Below are 18882 nucleotides of genomic sequence, written 5' to 3' on the forward strand. Positions count from 1 at the left end.
CTCCTTACGGTAACAGGCTCTTGACGTCGATAGGCTTGGCTTCGTTCTCTGCTTCGCCCTTATCTTTGCCGTCGATTGCCATACCCGCCATCCGGTAGAAGTTATATTCCGGGTATTTGCCCGGACCGGAAATCAGCAGATCCTCTTTCTCGTACACCAGGTCCTGACGCTTGTACTCACCCAGCTCGAAGTCTGGAGTCAGCTGAATCGCCGTGGTTGGGCACGCTTCTTCACACAGACCGCAGAAAATGCAGCGTGAGAAGTTGATGCGGAAGAACTCAGGGTACCAGCGGCCGTCTACCGTCTCGGCTTTCTGCAGAGAGATACAGCCAACCGGACACGCAACCGCACACAGGTTACAGGCAACGCAGCGCTCGGAACCGTCCGGGTCGCGCGTCAGCACGATACGACCACGGTAGCGCGGCGGCAGATATACCGGCTCTTCCGGGTACATCCGGGTTTCGCGTTTGGCAAACGCGTGCAGGCCGATCATCCAGATACTGCGTACCTGGGTCCCGAAGCCTACCAGTAATTCTTTTAAGGTCATGGTCTATTGCCCCTTATGGCTGCTGCCAGAGAATGACAGCGGCCGTTACCAACAAGTTGACGAGCGTCAGCGGCAGGCACACTTTCCAGCCGAAGGACATTACCTGGTCATAACGCGGACGCGGTAACGCTGCGCGAATCAAAATGAACATCATCATGAAGAACGCGGTTTTCAGCGCGAACCAGATGAACGGCGGTAAGAACGGGCCATGCCAGCCACCGAAGAACAGCGTTACCATCAACGCGGAAATGGTGACGATACCGATGTACTCGCCCACGAAGAACAGACCGAATTTCATACCGGAATATTCGATGTGGTAACCGTCGGCCAGTTCCTGTTCGGCTTCTGGCTGGTCAAACGGGTGACGGTGACACACCGCCACGCCCGCGATGGCAAAGGTAATAAACCCAAAGAACTGCGGAATCACGTTCCAGATGTCGGCCTGGTTGTTGACGATGTCGGTCATGTTAAATGAACCGGCCTGCGCCACCACGCCCATCAAGGAGAGACCCAGGAACACTTCGTAGCTCAGCGTCTGCGCAGACGCACGCATCGCACCCAGCAGCGAGTATTTGTTGTTACTGGACCAGCCTGCGAACAGGACCGCGTAAACCGCGAGACCTGCCATCATCAGGAAGAACAGAATGCCGATGTTCAGGTCAGCGACCACCCAGGTCGGGCTGACCGGAACGATAGCAAACGCCAGCAGCAGCGAGGTGAAGGCGATCATCGGTGCCAGAGTAAAGATCACGCGATCCGAGAAGCGCGGGATCCAGTCCTCTTTAAAGAACATCTTGATCATGTCCGCGACCAGCTGGAGTGAACCACCCCAGCCCACGCGGTTCGGTCCGTAACGGTTCTGGAACAGACCGAGCAGACGACGTTCACCAAAGCTCATGAACGCGCCGCAGGTGACCACCACCAGCAGGATAACAATCGCTTTCAGAATGCTCAGCAGGATGTCGATAAGATCCGGCGTTAACCAATTCATGCTTTTGCCTCCTGCAGATTATCAAGACGCGCACCCGCCAGAACCGGCGCGATGCCAGGCATACCCATCGGCAGACCGACCTGCCCTGCTGTCAGGCTTTCAGAAATAATCAGCGGCAGGCTGATGGTCTGGCCGTCATAGCTAAAGGCAATGTTCGCGCCCGCGTTAACGCCAAGCTTCGCAGCGTCCGCCGGGTTGAGCTTGATGTACGGCTGTGGCATGCGGGTCTGGAAGACCGGTGAACGCTGGGACAGCTCGTCGCTACCGAACAGGTGGTAGTACGGGGCAATACGCCAGCTACCGTCCTGCGCCTGGAAACTCGCCGGTACGGTGGTGAAGAAGTCCAGACCGGTTTCGGAGGCTTCAATCAGACGCACGCCCGGATCGCCGTGGCGCAGGGAGCCGCCCACTTCAGCCTGGAACTTGTTCCATGCCTGCGGGGAGTTCCAGCCCGGTGCCCATGCGAACGGGATTTGCGAACGCGGCGCAGACGGCTGGTTGTTCCCTTCCATGGAGAAGGCGAACATGGTGTCTTTATCCTGCGGCTGGCGCGGTTCGTGCACGCTGATATTGGCGCGCATTGCGGTACGGCCGCTGTAACGGTGCGGTTCACGCGCCAGTTTCTGGCCGCGAATGCGGAAGCTTGCTTCAGGCGCGGCATCTTTAATGCCTGCCAGCTGAGGCAGTTTTTCCACCACCGCGTCGATAACGTGGTCGAGCTGCGTCCAGTCGACTTCACGGCTCTGCACGGTGCTGTGCAGGGAGTGCAGCCAGCGCCAGCTTTCCAGCATCACGGTGTTGCTGTCGTAGTAAGACGGGTCATAAACCTGGAAGAAACGCTGCGCGCGGCCTTCGTTGTTGATAACGGTACCGTCGCTTTCTGCGAAGCTTGCCGCAGAGAGCACCAGGTGCGCTTTGTCCATAATCGCGGTGCGCTGATGGTCAATCACCATCACCAGCGGGGCTTTGGAGAGCGCGGCGTCTACGCGAGCGGCAGACGCATGACGATGCAGGTCGTTTTCCAGCACCACCACGGCGTCAGCGGCACCGGATTCCAGTTCGCTTAACGCAGCTTCCAGCGAGCCGCCGCCAATCATGCCCAGACCGATGCTGTTCACCGCACGGGCAATCATGGTCACGCCAACGTCAGCACCGCGGCCTTTCAGAGCTTTAGCCACGTTGGCTGCTGCCTGAATGATCTCTGCGCTACCGGCGTTGGTACCGGAAATAATCAGCGGTTTCTTCGCACCGGCCAGGGCCTGAACAATCACGTCAACCTTGTTTTGCAGGTCGCGATCCAGCTCAACGGCCGGTGAGTTGTTGTCCAGCGCATGGGCAATGGCAAAGCCAAGACGCGCCTGATCTTCAACCGGCGCGCAGTAGGTCCACGCGGCGATATCGTCCAGACGGGTATTGTCGACGTTGGTCACAAACAGAGGATGCTTCGCGCGCTGGCCGATGTTCAGGATTGCCGCAATCTGCCAGTCAGCCACTTTCTGCGCCGCTGCCATTTCACGTGCTTTCCCCTTCACCGCCTGACGAACCGCCAGAGCCGCGCGGGCGCCGGTCTGCGTCAGATCTTCGCCCAGCACCAGAACCGCATCATACGATTCGATTTCGCGCAGCGCAGGGGTATGAATACCGCCTTCGCGCAGCACTTTCAGTACCAGCTGCAGACGTTCCTGCTCGCCCTGAGCGATACCGGTGTAGAAGTTTTCCGCCCCCACCAGCTCACGCAGCGCGAAGTTGCTTTCGATGCTGGCGCGCGGGGAACCGATACCGATCACTTTCTTCGACTGACGCAGAATATCTGCCGCACCCTGCATCGCCTGTTCAGCGTTCAGGGTGATGAAGTCGTCGCCACGGCGCTGAACCGGCTGACGCGGACGGTCTTTCAGGTTCACATAGCCATAGCCGAAACGACCGCGGTCGCACAGGAAGTAGTGGTTAACGGTACCGTTGTAGCGGTTTTCGATACGACGCAGTTCGCCGTAGCGCTCACCCGGGCTGGTGTTACAGCCGAGAGAACATTGCTGGCAGATGCTTGGCGCAAACTGCATGTCCCATTTACGGTTGTAACGCTCGGAGTGGGTTTTATCCGTGAAGACGCCGGTCGGGCAGATTTCTACCAGGTTACCGGAGAATTCGCTTTCCAGTACGCCGTCTTCCGGACGACCGAAGTAGACGTTGTCATGTGCGCCATACACGCCCAGATCCTGACCGTCTGCATAGTCTTTGTAGTAACGCACGCAGCGGTAGCAGGCAATGCAGCGGTTCATTTCGTGAGAGATGAACGGCCCCAGATCCTGATTACGGTGGGTACGCTTGGTAAAGCGATAGCGACGGAAGCTGTGACCGGTCATCACGGTCATATCCTGAAGGTGGCAGTTACCGCCCTCTTCACAGACCGGACAGTCGTGCGGGTGGTTGGTCATCAACCATTCCACAACGCTTTCACGGAACTGTTTCGCTTCTTCGTCATCAATCGAAATAAAGGTGCCTTCGGTGGCTGGCGTCATACAGGACATCACCAGGCGACCACGCGTGTCTTCCGCGTTTTGATATTGCTTCACCGCACACTGGCGGCAAGCACCGACGCTGCCCAGCGCCGGATGCCAGCAAAAGTACGGAATATCAAGGCCAAGAGACAGACAAGCTTCCAGCAGGTTGTCCGCCCCGTTGACTTCGTATTCTTTGCCGTCTACATGAATCGTAGCCATTAGCATGCTTCCAGTTGGCTCGGTCGAAACCGAGCGTTAATCAAAATTCTTGTCGTTACCAGCGCGCTTTAAGCAGGTTCGGCTGAATCCCATTAATCGCATGGGTATTGCTGAACGGCTGCTTGATGCCTGCTTCGAACTCGTCGCGGAAATATTTGATCGCGCTCTGCAGAGGTTCGACGGCACCCGGTGCGTGGGCACAGAAGGTTTTACCCGGGCCTAAGAATCGACACAGTTGCTCAAGCGTTTCGATATCGCCAGGCTGGCCTTCGCCACGTTCGATTGCACGCAGGATCTTCACGCTCCACGGCAGACCATCACGGCACGGTGTACACCAGCCGCAGGACTCACGGGCGAAGAACTCTTCCAGGTTACGCACCAGCGAGACCATGCCGATCTCGTGGTCGACGGCCATCGCCAGCGCCGTACCCAGACGGCTGCCTGCTTTACCAATGCTTTCGAATTCCATCGGCAGGTCAAGGTGGGCTTCGGTCAGAAAGTCTGTCCCTGCCCCACCCGGCTGCCAGGCTTTGAATTTCAGGCCATCGCGCATGCCGCCCGCGTAGTCTTCAAGAATTTCACGTGCGGTGGTACCGAACGGCAGTTCCCAGACGCCAGGATTTTTCACGCGACCGGAGAAGCCCATCAGCTTGGTACCGGCATCTTTGCTTGAGGAGATGCCCTGATACCACTCCACGCCGTTCGCGAGGATAGCCGGAACGTTGCACAGGGTCTCGACGTTGTTGACGCAGGTCGGTTTACCCCACACGCCGGAGCTTGCCGGGAACGGCGGCTTGGAACGCGGGTTCGCACGGCGGCCTTCCAGGGAGTTAATCAGCGCGGTCTCTTCACCGCAGATATAACGCCCGGCACCGGTGTGCACGAACAGTTCGAAGTCAAACCCGGTGCCGAGAATGTTTTTGCCCAGCAGTCCCGCTTCGGTGGCTTCGGCAATCGCGCGACGCAGGTTTTCTGCCGCTTCGATGTACTCACCGCGCAGGAAGATGTAGCCACGGTACGCTTTCAGCGCGAACGCGGAGATCAGCATGCCTTCCACCAGCAGGTGCGGCAGCTGCTCCATCAGCAGGCGGTCTTTATAGGTACCCGGCTCCATTTCATCGGCGTTACACAGCAGGTAACGGATGTTCATGGATTCGTCTTTTGGCATCAGGCTCCACTTCAGACCGGTGGAGAAGCCCGCGCCGCCGCGGCCTTTCAGGCCAGACTCTTTTACCGCGTTAACGATGTCGTCCGGCGCCATGCCGCCAAGGGCTTTACGCGCACCGGCATAGCCGTTTTTGCTCTGATATTCGTCGAGCCATACCGGCTGTTTGTCATCACGCAGACGCCAGGTCAGTGGATGCGTCTCAGCAGTACGAATTACAGTTTTCATTTGTACTGCTCCAGCAGGTCAGGAATCGCTTCCGGCGTCAGATGGCTGTGAGTGTCCTCATCAATCATCATGGTCGGCCCCTTGTCGCAGTTACCCAGGCAGCAGGTTGGCAGCAGAGTAAAGCGCCCATCGAACGTGGTCTGGCCCGGCTTGATATTGAGCTTCTTCTCAATCGCAGCCTGAATGCCCTGATAACCGGTAATGTGGCAGACCACGCTGTCACAGTAGCGGATCACATGGCGGCCTACAGGCTGACGGAAGATCTGGCTGTAGAACGTGGCTACGCCTTCTACGTCACTTGCCGGAATACCCAGCACTTTCGCGATCGCATAGATCGCCCCGTCCGGCACCCAACCACGCTGTTTCTGTACGATTTTCAGCGCTTCAATGGACGCCGCACGCGGGTCTTCGTAGTGGTGCATCTCGTGCTCAATGGCGGCACGTTCTGCTTCACTCAGCTCAAAAGCCTCGGTTTGTGGTTGTTGATTCTCGTGCATAATTAGCGGTCCACATCTGACATAACAAAATCGATACTACCCAGATACACAATCAGGTCGGAGACCAGACTGCCGCGGATGGCGGACGGGATCTGCTGCAGGTGCGCAAAGCTCGGCGTACGCACGCGGGTACGGTAGCTCATGGTGCTGCCGTCACTGGTCAGGTAGTAACTGTTAATACCCTTGGTCGCTTCAATCATCTGGAAGGATTCTTGCGCCGGCATGACCGGACCCCAGGAAACCTGCAGGAAGTGGGTGATCAGGGTTTCGATATGTTGCAGCGTGCGCTCTTTCGGTGGCGGCGTGGTCAGCGGGTGATCCGCCTTGAACGGGCCTTCCGGCATGTTGTTGAGGCACTGCTCAAGGATGCGCAGACTCTGACGCAGCTCTTCCACTTTCAGCATCACGCGGGTGTAGCAGTCGGAAACGCCGCCGCCCACCGGGACTTCAAAGTCGAAGTTCTCGTAGCCAGAGTAAGGACGGGCTTTACGCACGTCGAAATTAATACCGGTCGCACGCAGACCTGCACCTGTTGTCCCCCACTCCAGCGCTTCTTTCGCGCCATAGGCAGCAACGCCCTGGGAACGGCCTTTCAGGATGGTGTTACGCAGCGCGGCTTTCTCGTAAGAGGCCAGACGTTTCGGCATCCAGTCGAGGAATTCACGCAGCAGACGGTCCCAGCCGCGCGGCAGATCGTGTGCCACACCGCCGATACGGAACCAGGCCGGGTGCATACGGAAACCGGTAATGGCTTCTACCAGATCGTAAATTTTCTGACGATCGGTAAAGGCGAAGAAGACCGGGGTCATTGCGCCGACGTCCTGAATGAACGTGGAGATGTACAGCAGGTGGCTGTTGATACGGAACAGTTCTGACAGCATGACGCGAATCACGTTAACGCGATCCGGCACGGTAATGCCTGCCAGTTTCTCAACGGCCAGCACGTATGGCATTTCGTTGACGCAGCCGCCGAGGTACTCGATACGGTCGGTATACGGAATGTAGCTGTGCCAGGACTGACGCTCGCCCATCTTTTCAGCACCACGGTGGTGGTAGCCGATGTCTGGTACGCAGTCGACAATCTCTTCGCCGTCGAGCTGAAGAATAATACGGAAAGCACCGTGCGCAGACGGGTGGTTTGGACCGAGGTTGAGGAACATGAAGTCCTCGTTGTCGGTACCGCGCTTCATGCCCCAGTCTTCCGGTTTGAATGTCAGCGCTTCCATCTCCAGATCCTGCTTGGCTTTGGTCAGCTCAAACGGATCGAATTCGGTAGCACGTGCCGGGTAGTCTTTACGCAGCGGGTGGCCGGTCCAGGTCTGCGGCATCATGATGCGCGTCAGGTGTGGGTGGCCGTCGAAGGTCATCCCGAACATTTCCCATGTCTCACGCTCGTACCAGTTGGCGTTCGGGAAAAGTTTGGTGATCGTCGGCAGATGCATGTCGTTTTCAGACAATGCCACCTTGAGCATGATATCCGTATTACGGTCTATTGAGATCAGGTGGTAGAAAACGGAAAAATCCGCAGCAGGGAGACCCTGGCGGTGCGTTCTGAGACGTTCATCCATGCCGTGTAAGTCAAACAGCATGACGTATGGTTTTGGCAATTTCTTGAGGAAATCGACAACTTCCAGCAATTGTTCACGCTTCACCCAAACAACGGGTACCCCGGTGCGGGTAGCCTGAACAGTAAAGGCATCCGGCCCAAAACGGTTGCGCAGTTCGCCAATGACTGGGTCATCCAGATGATCCCGGGTCTGCCAGGCGGCTTCTTGCGCGGTTAAGTCGGTCATATTGTTCACCATTGCAAATGGTCCGTGGTGACTGTTGAGCCTGGCTTCGCGCTATTTGAGTAGTGATATGCGAAGGTGTTCTCCAGGCCTACAGGCGCAAATTAAATTTCGTCAGGCGTACGCAGATTGGTGACGGCAATACGTTCACCACGTTTACGCTCGCGCTCAGACTGCATGTTCGCGCGATACACACCCTGATCGCCAACGACCCACGACAGTGGGCGACGTTCTTTACCGATGGACTCCTGCAGCAGCATCAGCGCCTGCATGTAGGCTTCCGGACGAGGCGGACAACCCGGGATGTACACATCCACTGGGATAAATTTATCTACGCCCTGTACGACGGAATAGATGTCGTACATACCGCCAGAGTTAGCACATGCGCCCATGGAGATAACCCATTTTGGCTCCAGCATCTGGTCATAAAGACGCTGAATAACAGGTGCCATCTTGGTAAAGCAGGTACCGGCCACCACCATCAGGTCAGCCTGACGTGGGGAAGCACGCAGTACCTCTGCCCCAAAACGCGCAACGTCATGCACCGCAGTGAATGACGTCACCATTTCAACGTAGCAGCAAGAAAGGCCAAAGTTGTAAGGCCAGATGGAGTTCTTACGACCCCAGTTGACCATATCGTGCATGGCATGTTCGAGTTTGCCCATGTACACGCTTTTATTGACTTCTTGCTCCAGGGGGTCGGTTACGATCTCCTGTTTTTGCAGGGGGTAACGGTCATTCTCACCGTTAGGATCTATGCGGGTGAGCGTATAATCCATCTTATTGCCTCGCTGTTACTGCTGACGATTAGAGATACTGTTTTCCGGGTTGATGTGTTCACGACGTGAACGCGCAGGCGTCCAGTCAAGCGCGCCAATACGCACCAGATAAACCAGACCGGCCAGTAGCACTAAAATGAAAATTGCGGCCTCGACAAAGCCCACCCAACCACTTTCGCGAATGGAGGTAGACCATGCGAAGAGGTAAAGCGCTTCCACGTCGAAGATGACGAAGAACATGGCTACCAGGTAAAACTTGGCAGACAGGCGTAAGCGAGCGGTACCTACTGAATCAATACCTGATTCGAAAGGTGTGTTTTTGTGCCTTGCACGGGCGCGACCGCCCAGGAACCAGCCGCCGACTAACATCAGGCAGCACAGGCCAATGGCTACAATAAGAAAGATTGCGAATGCCCAGTGATGAGCGATGACTTCTGTGGATGTTGACATACTCATTGCTTACTCATCAAAAGTGATACCAACGACACTGCTCTTGCTGGCAGATGGGCATCACATCGATTCATGGGGAGGAACAAATAACCTTACACTAACTGTCAGAAATGAGACGTAGACAGCAAAATGATGGGGTTTTTTACTCCTTTCTATAACCTATTGTCAACTTTAACAAAGGTTTCTTCACATTAAATTACATCGAGCGATTCTCATTAACATTTGGTGCCCTTTAACCCTGGTGGGTACATGACTTTTCGTCAAATGTATGTTGTTGAATCGTGTCCGTTTCGGAAGTAAAAAAAATAACCCTCCTATTTTGACAGGATTTGCCAACGATTCCTCCCCCCAAATAGGAGTATTTTCTTGATCTGCGACACGCTTTTGTTAATTCAACCTGGAAAACGGCAACATATTTCCTGTTTTTTTAACATAGGGGGGATATGGATGAAGTTAGAACGGAAAACGGATGAGTTTTAATCAAAAGCATTTAGCTTATTGATAAATAGAGGGTATCCCGGAAATCCACTCGGCATACGCGGGTATTATTGCTAAAAAAAAGCCACTGCATGTGAAAATCACACGAGTGGCTTTTTTTTACACTTACATTTTGTTACCAGAATTTTGAGCTGGCGATCACTCAAAATCCCCTTCAACGATCAGGGAATCATCCCCCCCTTCGGAGGTAACGCGCTCGAACTGCCACGGGTTATGGTAGTTTTCCATCGCCTCGAACACCACCTTTGCCAGCTCGTTATGACTGGACGAATTGTGGCAAAGCAGATATTCCGTATCCGGCAGCGCAGGCAGGCCATCAGATTTTCCCAGAACGCGCAGATCGGGGCTCATCATTTCTACCGGGCGGGCGGTGACACCCAGACCGGCTTTCACGGCGGCACGCACCGCTGGCAGCGTGGACGCCACATACGCCAGACGCCACGGAATATTGGCCTCATTCAGCGCCGTCAGCACCATATCGCGGAACGGGCTCGGGTCATCCAGTAACACCAGCGGCACCGGCTCGCCTTTTTGCAGCACGTATTCGGCCGCGCAATACCAGTGCGTAGGTGATGTACGCAGCGTCAGGCAATCAAACTGCCCGGGACGATGCGTGGTGACCACCAGGTCGACTTTATTCTCATTTAACATCTCAACCATAAAAGCATTACGCTTTACGCTAACGTCCAGCGCAAGCTTCGGATAAACCGAACTGATGCGATTGAGAAGAAACGGCAATATAGTATCCGCCGACTCATCAGATGCACCTAACGTTAGCACGCCCTGAAGGTTGCTAAACATTAATGACATACATGCTTCATCATTAAAGCGAAGAATTTTCCTGGCATAACCCAGAAGCTGAATACCGTGTTCCGTTAAGAGCTTATTACGCCCGTGACGGGCAAATAGCTCTTTACCAACCAGTTGCTCCAGCCGCTGCATTTGCTGGCTGACGGCGGACTGAGTTCGGCAAACGGCGGCAGCAGCTGCTGCAAAAGTGTTGAGATCGGCGACCGCAACAAACGTTCTCAGCAGATCGAGGTCGAGATTCATTATCGGACGATTTGCATTTATCATATCTATTCACTTTCAGGTTGCTCGTGCGGAGCTGCCCGGGTTGAAGCTGTGTGTGTACAGTTAAGCAATTCCCTCTGAAGATTTTCCCTCGCATCCCGGCCCGGCAGACTGCCTGACAGATAGTTATTGTGCTGCTTTATATCAACAGTCAGAAAGCACGTTTCATGACGTTATTTTTATTCTCTTAAACGTTCAGGATATTTAGATGTTCGCAGGTTTATGTAAATTACATTAAAGGTATAACACCTTTTCTGCCATCTGTATCGCAGCGCTGTCAACGTAGCAGGAGATGTGCGACACATTCCAGCCAGAGATAACTCTAACAATAACAATCAATTAATTCAGAAAACCAGTGTCAGATATACAAAAAACGTGCATCTGTCCTCTGCTTTCCTTGAAGACATCTTAACCCAAATCCACTTTATTTATAAGTCTTATTGCAATATTAAGGATTAAAGAAGAATGTTAAGCTTCTAAACTAATTTTATTAAAATTAACTAAAGTTGCATTTTATAGGTTAATAATAAATAAATTTTAATTTAGATTAAGACTATTCATTAATGGCACTTAACATTAATTTCACATGAGTAACTTTTATCCACAGTATGCTATTACAGAAACAGGTATCAAGCATTCAGGTTTTACGAAAAGTCACTCAGGGTGATTGCCACCTCTGTCCAGCTTACCACTTATTTTTAACAGCACATTATACAGTATTTTGGCAAATGGATAGCACGTTTAACCTAACCTCTCGCTAAGCGCGCAACTTTAAGACAGTGAAAAAGCGCACGCGCAGCGAAAAAGATTCATCAATAATTTGCTCCGGGCACAAAATCTTCTCCTGCACACCCTTCAAAACGAAGCGAGGGGGGAGTACATTATTCCGTGCTGACTTCCACGGCAGGGAGCGGCAATAATAGCGAAAAGGTTAAAGGTTCATGTCCCCTATCGAAAAATCCAGCAAGCTAGATAACGTCTGTTATGACATCCGCGGCCCGGTTCTGAAAGAGGCAAAACGCCTTGAAGAAGAAGGCAACAAGGTTCTGAAACTCAACATTGGTAACCCTGCGCCGTTTGGTTTTGAAGCGCCGGATGAAATTCTGGTTGATGTGATCCGCAACCTTCCGACTGCACAAGGCTATTGCGATTCAAAAGGACTTTACTCCGCACGTAAAGCCATTATGCAGCACTACCAGGCACGCGGTATGCGTGATGTTACCGTTGAAGATATCTATATCGGCAACGGCGTCTCCGAACTGATTGTGCAGGCAATGCAGGCCCTGCTGAACAGCGGGGACGAAATGCTGGTACCCGCGCCGGACTATCCGCTGTGGACGGCTGCCGTATCACTGTCCAGCGGTAAAGCGGTGCATTATCTGTGCGACGAATCCTCTGACTGGTTCCCGGACCTGGATGATATACGCGCTAAAATTACGCCCCGCACGCGCGGTATCGTCATTATTAACCCCAACAACCCGACGGGCGCGGTCTACTCAAAAGAGCTGCTGATGGAGATCGTCGAGCTGGCCCGCCAGCACAACCTGATCATCTTTGCAGACGAAATTTACGACAAGATCCTCTACGACGCGGCGCAGCACCATTCCATCGCCGCGCTGGCCCCGGACCTGCTGACCGTCACCTTTAACGGCCTGTCCAAAACCTACCGCGTGGCCGGTTTCCGCCAGGGCTGGATGGTGTTAAACGGTCCTAAAAAACACGCCAAAGGCTATATTGAAGGGCTGGAGATGCTGGCCTCCATGCGTTTATGCGCCAACGTGCCGGCGCAGCACGCGATCCAGACCGCGCTCGGCGGCTATCAGAGCATCAGCGAGTTTATCGTGCCCGGTGGACGCCTGTACGAACAGCGTAACCGCGCGTGGGAGCTGATCAACGATATCCCGGGCGTCTCCTGCGTGAAGCCGAATGGGGCGCTCTATATGTTCCCGAAAATTGACGCAAAGCGCTTCAATATCCACGACGACCAGAAAATGGTGCTCGATTTCCTGCTGCAGGAAAAAGTGCTGCTGGTCCAGGGCACGGCGTTTAACTGGCCGTGGCCGGATCACGTGCGTATCGTGACGCTGCCGCGCGAAGATGACCTGGAAATGGCCATCAGCCGTTTCGGCCGCTTCCTCTCCGGATACCATCAGTAACGTTGCCTTTCTGCCGGGTGGCGCTGCGCTTACCCGGCCTACAAAATCCGCAAATTTGCATCTTGCCTCCCCTCCCCGCACAATGAACGCCTGTCGCAGTGAAGACAAAAGGTAACCTATGAGTCAGAGTCATTTCTTTGCCCACCTCTCCCGCCTGAAACTCATCAACCGCTGGCCGCTGATGCGCAATGTCCGTACGGAAAATGTGTCAGAGCACAGCCTGCAGGTTGCGATGGTCGCTCACGCGCTGGCCGCGATTAAAAATCGCAAATTCAACGGTCAGGTTAATGCGGAACGCATCGCCCTGCTGGCGATGTACCACGATGCGTCAGAAGTGCTCACCGGCGATCTGCCTACGCCGGTGAAATATTTCAACTCGCAGATTGCGCAGGAATATAAGGCCATTGAGAAAATTGCCCAGCAGAAGCTGATTGAGATGGTGCCCGAAGAGCTTCGTGATATTTTCGAGCCGCTTATCAACGAGCATCAGTACACGGAAGATGAAAAGTCGCTGGTTAAACAGGCCGACGCGCTGTGTGCCTATCTGAAGTGTCTCGAAGAGCTGTCCGCAGGGAATAACGAATTCTTGCTGGCGAAAACGCGCCTGGAAAAAACGCTGGAATCCCGCCGCAGCGAAGAGATGGATTACTTTATGCAGGTGTTTGTACCGAGCTTCCATTTATCGCTGGATGAGATCAGCCAGGATTCGCCACTCTGATTTACGCCCAGCGGCGCTGCGCCTGCAGGGCCTGCTGGCTTGTTGGCCGGGTAAGGCGCAGCCGCCACCCGGCAAAATGCTCAGAACGGAAACAGGACCGGTATCAATACCACGCACACCACCATCACCAGCACGGTGAACGGCACGCCCAGCTTCACGAAATCGCTGAATCGATAGTTCCCCGGTCCCAGCACCAGCGTGTTTACCGGTGAAGAGACCGGCGTCATAAACGCCGCGGAAGCGGCCATCGCCACCATCATCGCAAACGGATACGGCGATACGCCCATGGACTTCGCCATCGCCAGGGCGATAGGTGCCATCAGTACCGCCGTCGCGGTGTTCGAGATAAACAGGCCGATGGTGGCGCACATGATAAACAGGCAGACCATCATCATGTATGGCCCATACCCGCCGCCCACGTCCATTAAGCCTTTAACGATCAGATCTACCCCGCCGGTTTTTTGCAGCGCCAGGGCAAAAGGCATCATCCCGACAATGAGAATGATGCTCGGCCAGTGAATGGCCTTATAGGCGCTTTCGGCGTCAATGCAGCGGAATTTTCCCATCAACAGGCAGGCGATGATTGCCGCTACCGGATTGGGGATCTCATCGGTCAGCATCAGCGCCACCATCAATACCAGGCAAAAAATCGCATGGGGCGCCTGGCTGTGCGCGGGCGACGCGTCGCTCTCCTCAACGGGCATGTTGAGCACCACAAAATCACGCCCTTTTTGCCCGAGCTGGCTAATCAGCTTCCAGTTACCGACGACGAGAAAAATATCGCCCAGCAGGATCGGCTCATCCACCACCGCCCCTTCCATCGCCACGCCATCGCGCTTCAGCCCCACGACGTTCAGGCCATAGCGGGTGCGGAACCCCATCTCCCGCACGGTTTTACCCAGCAGTTCCGACTCCGGGATCAGCGACACCTCGGCCATGCCGACATCCAGCGCCTGATCGGAGAAATACTCCCCGCGCAGCACCATCGGTTCCAGCAGCTGTTCGCTGCAGAACTCGCGCAGGTCCACATCCGCGGCGGACATATCAATCAGCAGGACGTCACGCGCGCGGAATTCCGACACCCCGTTGACGTTGACGATCACCCGGCGAAACCGTCGCCAGCGCTCTACGCCGATCACATTCGCGCCATAGCGCTCACGCAGCTTCAGGTCATCCAGCCGCTGCCCCACCATCGGCGAGCCGGGCCGGATCGCCAGACGGCGCGCGCGCCCGGTAAGGCGGTACTCCTTAATCAGATCGCGGAAGGTGCGTCGCTTCCATCCTTCTTTATTTTTGTCCTGTTTTTCACCTTTCAGGGCAAAACGGGTCAGCAGCATGTAGACCACGCCCATGACCAGAATGACCAGCCCAAGCGGGGTGACGCTGAAAAAGCTAAAGCCCTCAAATCCTTCCCGGATCAGTTCGCTGTTGACCACCAGATTCGGCGGCGTGGCCACCAGGGTCATCATGCCGCTGATAAGCCCGGCAAAGCTCAGGGGCATCATCAGGCGCGACGGCGAGCTCTGCATCCGCATGGAAACGCTCAACACCACCGGGATAAAGATGGCGACCACGCCCGTGGAGCTCATAAACGCCCCCAGCCCGGCGACGGTTACCATCAGGTAGATCAGCATTTTGGTTTCGCTGCTGCCCGCCACTTTTACCAGCCACGCCCCCATAATGGTCGCTACGCCGGTGCGCACCAGACCATCCCCGATGATAAACAGGGCGGCAATCAGGATAACGTTGGGATCGCTAAATCCGGAGAAGGCTTCCGGCAGCGTCAGCGTTCCGCTGAGCACAAATGCGACGATAACAAACAGGGCGACGGCGTCCATGCGTACCTTGCCCGTGGCAAAAAGAATGATGGCGATTAAAAGCAGGCTCAGGACCCAAATCAGTTCACCGTTCACAACCTATCCTTGTCAGTGGAAGATGAGGAATTTTGCCATAAAAAAGCCCCAGCAATGTGGGGCCATATCATGGGATTACATTTTTAGCGAGACGGTTACAACTCCGTCAGAGGCTTTTGAAACAGACAGTGCCGTCAGTGAATCCAGCACCAGGTCTGCCTCGTCCAGGCGGGGAGATTCCGCCGGAACGTTAACGGCGATGACGTGGCTTCCTGCGTTCAGCCCGGCCAGTACGCCAGCCGCCGCATCTTCGACCACCACACACTCTGCAGGGTCCAGGCCCAGCAGTTCAGCGCCCAGTAAAAATGCGTCAGGCTCCGGTTTACCCCGCTTCACGCGCTCCGCCGTGATAAACACGTCCGGCGTTGGCAACCCTGCAGCCTTGTGCCGGGCGTGGGCCACCGGCACGGAACCGGAGGTGACGATAGCCCACGGGATCTGCGCCTCGTTCAGATGCTCAAGCAGTTCGCGCGCGCCCGGTAACGCGGTGATGCCGTCCGTATCGGTGGCTTCAATGTGTTCCAGGTACTTGAACTCCGCCTGAATGTCCTCCTCAGAGCGTCCGGCCAGGAAGTGCCGTAGCGAGGTAATGGCCTGTTTGCCATGGATAAAATTCAGCACGTCCTGATGGTCGATGCCATGTCTGTCAGCCCAATGGCACCAGGAACGTTCCACAACCGGCAGCGAGTCCACCAGCGTACCGTCCAGATCAAACAGAAAACCTCTACACTGCACACGCACCTCCGTCAGGCATTAATGATTTGTTGAATTTCGTTGCTGCTTAAATGGTACTGACGCGGGCAGGCGTGCCACGCGCTCAGCATACGCTGATATTTATCCCACATCGGGGTCTGCGCGTTGAAGCCGTGGGTGCCCGCGTCAAAGTGGGTATAACGCCCTTCCGTATTCACCATAAAGCGAACATAGCTGAGATAACGCGCTTCCGTTGCGGCATCAAAGCCTAAGAAGGTCACGCGGCGCTCGTCAATGGACTGCTGATCTTTGAGATTCGTCCAGGACACATGCAGGGCGTGATACATCTCCATAATGTCGATCACGATGCGACAGGTTTCTTCTTTCAGCTCGCCAAACTCGCGGTCCAGTTCGCGCATTTGTAGACCAAAGCCGCGTTCGACGATGGTTTGCAGGCGGCTGTAGCGCGCAGCGTTATCGGGATCAAGCATAGTCATCATCTTGTACTGGTTAGACAAAATCAGACGTTGGGCATGGGTCATTTCCATCTTTCGACTCCTGTAGCGCATTGCACTTAAAAAAAAGACACGGTAACTGATTGTTACTGTGCCCTCTTTTCTTGGTCGTTTCGATGATCAATCACAAGTCATCGAGGAATGTTTTATCCAGTTGCTTAAATGCACGCTTTAACGTGTCCGCCAGCGCCTGGTAATCCGGCTTGCCTTCCACCGGGGCGAGCGCCTGCCCGGCCTCTTCCAGTTTACCGCGCACTTCATAAAACCAGTGTAAAATAGAAGGGGGAAGTGGCGTGATGGACCGTTTACCTAACCACCACAGGCCCTGCATTGGCAGGCTTAATGCGAAGAGCGCCGTGGCAACGGCAGGACCAAGCTGTCCACCCAACGCAATCTGCCAGCACAGCGTAAAGATAGCGACAGGCGGCATAAAGCGAATCGCATAGCGCGTGGCGCGGATGGTGCGATTCTCAATAAACATCGGCGCAAGGCGCTTTTCCATCGGCCACGTCTTTGCGTAATGCTGTCCCCGACGAAACAGGCTAAAGAAATTAACGGACGGGTTCTCTGGTGTCGACATGGCTGTACCTCAACTTCACATATAAAAATTAAAATTTTCGTGCAAAACCACAACAAGCTATGACAACGTTCAAAATATTTTGTCATCACTACCCCGTATCGGGTATCCTGTGCCAGCCTGATAGGGCCTTAGACGAGAATCATTAGCTCGTCAAATTATTGCATATTATGCCATTGGCTGAAAATTGTGCAAAATGGCATAAAATCATAGTTATTTCTTCCATCATGCCACAATGTTCGTTTGGCATGATGTTAATCATAAATGTCCGGGTCATCATGCGTTACGCTGTTAGACTCACTGACGTTTTTTTAGCCACGTATCAATAATAGGTACTTCCATGTCGAGTAAGTTAGTACTGGTTCTGAACTGCGGTAGCTCCTCACTGAAATTCGCCATCATCGATGCGCTCAACGGTGACGAATACCTCTCTGGTTTGGCCGAATGTTTCCATCTGCCTGAAGCACGTATCAAGTGGAAGATGGACGGCAGCAAACAAGAAGCGGCTTTAGGTGCAGGCGCCGCTCACAGTGAAGCGCTGAACTTTATCGTTAACACTATTCTGGCACAAAAACCAGAACTGTCTACTCAGCTGACTGCGATTGGTCACCGTATCGTCCACGGCGGCGAAAAATACACCAGCTCCGTGGTGATCGACGACTCTGTGATCCAGGGCATCAAAGACTCTGCCTCTTTCGCACCGCTGCACAACCCGGCTCACCTGATCGGTATCGCTGAAGCGCTGAAATCCTTCCCGAATCTGAAAGACAAAAACGTGGCCGTATTCGACACCGCGTTCCATCAGACCATGCCGGAAGAGTCTTACCTCTATGCCCTGCCATACAGCCTGTACAAAGAGCACGGCGTACGTCGTTACGGCGCGCACGGCACCAGCCACTTCTATGTGACTCAGGAAGCGGCAAAAGTGCTGAACAAGCCGGTTGAAGAACTGAACATCATCACCTGCCACCTAGGCAACGGTGGTTCTGTTTCTGCTATCCGCAACGGTAAATGTGTTGATACGTCCATGGGTCTGACCCCGCTGGAAGGTCTGGTGATGGGTACCCGTTCCGGTGACATCGACCCGGCGATCATCTTCCACCTGCACGACACCCTGGGCATGAGCGTTGACCAGATCAACAAAATGCTGACCAAAGAGTCTGGCCTGCTGGGTCTGACCGAAGTCACCAGCGACTGCCGTTACGTTGAAGACAACTACGCAGAGAAAGAAGACGCTAAACGTGCAATGGACGTTTACTGCCACCGTCTGGCGAAATACATCGGCTCTTACACTGCGCTGATGGAAGGCCGTCTGGACGCGGTTATCTTCACCGGTGGTATCGGTGAGAACGCGGCAATGGTTCGTGAACTGTCCCTGGGCAAACTGGGCGTTCTGGGCTTCGAGGTTGATCACGAGCGTAACCTGGCTGCCCGCTTCGGCAAGTCTGGCTTCATCAACAAAGAAGGCACCCGCCCTGCTCTCGTTATCCCAACTAACGAAGAACTGGTCATCGCGCAAGACGCGCACCGCCTGACTGCCTGATTCCACACCGCCAGCAATGCTGGCGGTG

The 18882-nt window shown here is 54.6% G+C and carries 16 protein-coding genes; 3 read left to right on the forward strand and 13 right to left on the reverse strand.

Annotated elements, in window-relative coordinates; all coding sequences use genetic code 11:
- Positions 1-4 precede the first annotated feature (4 nt).
- The 9 genes from nuoI to lrhA all read right to left on the reverse strand — a co-directional run bounded on the left by nuoI (position 5) and on the right by lrhA (position 10742).
- On the reverse strand, positions 5-547 hold the full coding sequence (gene nuoI, locus C6A40_RS07735) for an NADH-quinone oxidoreductase subunit NuoI (protein ID WP_003861491.1): 543 nt from the start codon (positions 545-547) through the stop codon (positions 5-7).
- 13 nt (positions 548-560) lie between these two features.
- Positions 561-1538 carry an NADH-quinone oxidoreductase subunit NuoH gene (nuoH, locus tag C6A40_RS07740; protein WP_045334295.1) on the reverse strand — a complete coding sequence of 326 codons (978 nt, stop codon included), beginning with the start codon at positions 1536-1538 and terminating at the stop codon, positions 561-563.
- Positions 1535-4258 carry an NADH-quinone oxidoreductase subunit NuoG gene (nuoG, locus tag C6A40_RS07745; RefSeq protein WP_021241554.1) on the reverse strand — a complete coding sequence of 908 codons (2724 nt, stop codon included), beginning with the start codon at positions 4256-4258 and terminating at the stop codon, positions 1535-1537. Before nuoG ends, nuoH begins: the two co-directional genes overlap by 4 nt.
- A gap of 55 nt (positions 4259-4313) precedes the next feature.
- Positions 4314-5651, reverse strand: coding sequence for an NADH-quinone oxidoreductase subunit NuoF (gene nuoF / locus C6A40_RS07750; RefSeq protein WP_008500209.1), 1338 nt, complete (start codon positions 5649-5651; stop codon positions 4314-4316).
- Positions 5648-6148: an NADH-quinone oxidoreductase subunit NuoE gene (gene nuoE / locus C6A40_RS07755; RefSeq protein WP_008500208.1), complete on the reverse strand. Its 501-nt coding sequence runs from the start codon at positions 6146-6148 to the stop codon at positions 5648-5650. Before nuoE ends, nuoF begins: the two co-directional genes overlap by 4 nt.
- 2 nt (positions 6149-6150) lie before the next feature.
- On the reverse strand, positions 6151-7953 hold the full coding sequence (gene nuoC / locus C6A40_RS07760) for an NADH-quinone oxidoreductase subunit C/D (RefSeq protein WP_021241556.1): 1803 nt from the start codon (positions 7951-7953) through the stop codon (positions 6151-6153).
- An 89-nt stretch (positions 7954-8042) separates the two neighbouring features.
- Complete coding sequence (gene nuoB / locus C6A40_RS07765) at positions 8043-8717, reverse strand: NADH-quinone oxidoreductase subunit NuoB (protein WP_003861482.1); 675 nt, start codon at positions 8715-8717, stop codon at positions 8043-8045.
- A gap of 15 nt (positions 8718-8732) precedes the next feature.
- Entirely contained in the window at positions 8733-9173 is a 441-nt protein-coding gene (gene nuoA / locus C6A40_RS07770; protein WP_006176516.1) for an NADH-quinone oxidoreductase subunit NuoA, read from the reverse strand.
- Positions 9174-9803: 630 nt separating this feature from the next.
- Entirely contained in the window at positions 9804-10742 is a 939-nt protein-coding gene (gene lrhA / locus C6A40_RS07775) for a transcriptional regulator LrhA (RefSeq protein ID WP_021241557.1), read from the reverse strand.
- Between the two features lie 938 nt (positions 10743-11680).
- On the opposite strand from lrhA, the gene alaA reads away from it, so the two are divergent.
- Both alaA and yfbR read left to right on the forward strand, forming a co-directional pair.
- The gene (alaA, locus tag C6A40_RS07780; RefSeq protein WP_008500204.1) at positions 11681-12895 is read left to right on the forward strand and encodes an alanine transaminase AlaA; all 1215 of its coding nucleotides are present in this window, start codon (positions 11681-11683) and stop codon (positions 12893-12895) included.
- A 118-nt stretch (positions 12896-13013) separates the two neighbouring features.
- Positions 13014-13613 carry a 5'-deoxynucleotidase gene (gene yfbR, locus C6A40_RS07785; protein ID WP_032663158.1) on the forward strand — a complete coding sequence of 200 codons (600 nt, stop codon included), beginning with the start codon at positions 13014-13016 and terminating at the stop codon, positions 13611-13613.
- A gap of 80 nt (positions 13614-13693) precedes the next feature.
- Here yfbR and C6A40_RS07790 read toward each other — a convergent pair whose 3' ends face one another.
- From C6A40_RS07790 to yfbV, 4 genes are all read right to left on the reverse strand, one after another.
- A complete protein-coding gene (locus C6A40_RS07790) occupies positions 13694-15526 on the reverse strand; it encodes an SLC13 family permease (RefSeq protein ID WP_045334292.1) in 1833 nt (610 codons plus the stop codon).
- A 75-nt stretch (positions 15527-15601) separates the two neighbouring features.
- Positions 15602-16261 carry a sugar phosphatase gene (locus C6A40_RS07795; RefSeq protein ID WP_021241560.1) on the reverse strand — a complete coding sequence of 220 codons (660 nt, stop codon included), beginning with the start codon at positions 16259-16261 and terminating at the stop codon, positions 15602-15604.
- Positions 16262-16272: 11 nt separating this feature from the next.
- Positions 16273-16767 carry a YfbU family protein gene (locus tag C6A40_RS07800; RefSeq protein ID WP_008502874.1) on the reverse strand — a complete coding sequence of 165 codons (495 nt, stop codon included), beginning with the start codon at positions 16765-16767 and terminating at the stop codon, positions 16273-16275.
- Between the two features lie 91 nt (positions 16768-16858).
- Positions 16859-17314 carry a terminus macrodomain insulation protein YfbV gene (yfbV, locus tag C6A40_RS07805; protein WP_008502875.1) on the reverse strand — a complete coding sequence of 152 codons (456 nt, stop codon included), beginning with the start codon at positions 17312-17314 and terminating at the stop codon, positions 16859-16861.
- A gap of 337 nt (positions 17315-17651) precedes the next feature.
- On the opposite strand from yfbV, the gene ackA reads away from it, so the two are divergent.
- Positions 17652-18854: an acetate kinase gene (gene ackA, locus C6A40_RS07810; RefSeq protein ID WP_114191255.1), complete on the forward strand. Its 1203-nt coding sequence runs from the start codon at positions 17652-17654 to the stop codon at positions 18852-18854.
- Positions 18855-18882 lie beyond the last annotated feature (28 nt).

It is taken from the genome of Enterobacter sp. GER_MD16_1505_Eko_090 (genome assembly GCF_003331015.1).
GTDB lineage: Bacteria > Pseudomonadota > Gammaproteobacteria > Enterobacterales > Enterobacteriaceae > Enterobacter > Enterobacter roggenkampii.

Coding starts and splice junctions, on each gene's coding strand:
- nuoI (WP_003861491.1), bottom strand. CDS start 547: ATGACCTTAAAAGAATTACTGGTAGGCTTCGGGACCCAGGTACGCAGT.
- nuoH (WP_045334295.1), bottom strand. CDS start 1,538: ATGAATTGGTTAACGCCGGATCTTATCGACATCCTGCTGAGCATTCTG.
- nuoG (WP_021241554.1), bottom strand. CDS start 4,258: ATGGCTACGATTCATGTAGACGGCAAAGAATACGAAGTCAACGGGGCG.
- nuoF (WP_008500209.1), bottom strand. CDS start 5,651: ATGAAAACTGTAATTCGTACTGCTGAGACGCATCCACTGACCTGGCGT.
- nuoE (WP_008500208.1), bottom strand. CDS start 6,148: ATGCACGAGAATCAACAACCACAAACCGAGGCTTTTGAGCTGAGTGAA.
- nuoC (WP_021241556.1), bottom strand. CDS start 7,953: ATGGTGAACAATATGACCGACTTAACCGCGCAAGAAGCCGCCTGGCAG.
- nuoB (WP_003861482.1), bottom strand. CDS start 8,717: ATGGATTATACGCTCACCCGCATAGATCCTAACGGTGAGAATGACCGT.
- nuoA (WP_006176516.1), bottom strand. CDS start 9,173: ATGAGTATGTCAACATCCACAGAAGTCATCGCTCATCACTGGGCATTC.
- lrhA (WP_021241557.1), bottom strand. CDS start 10,742: ATGATAAATGCAAATCGTCCGATAATGAATCTCGACCTCGATCTGCTG.
- alaA (WP_008500204.1), top strand. CDS start 11,681: ATGTCCCCTATCGAAAAATCCAGCAAGCTAGATAACGTCTGTTATGAC.
- yfbR (WP_032663158.1), top strand. CDS start 13,014: ATGAGTCAGAGTCATTTCTTTGCCCACCTCTCCCGCCTGAAACTCATC.
- C6A40_RS07800 (WP_008502874.1), bottom strand. CDS start 16,767: ATGGAAATGACCCATGCCCAACGTCTGATTTTGTCTAACCAGTACAAG.
- yfbV (WP_008502875.1), bottom strand. CDS start 17,314: ATGTCGACACCAGAGAACCCGTCCGTTAATTTCTTTAGCCTGTTTCGT.
- ackA (WP_114191255.1), top strand. CDS start 17,652: ATGTCGAGTAAGTTAGTACTGGTTCTGAACTGCGGTAGCTCCTCACTG.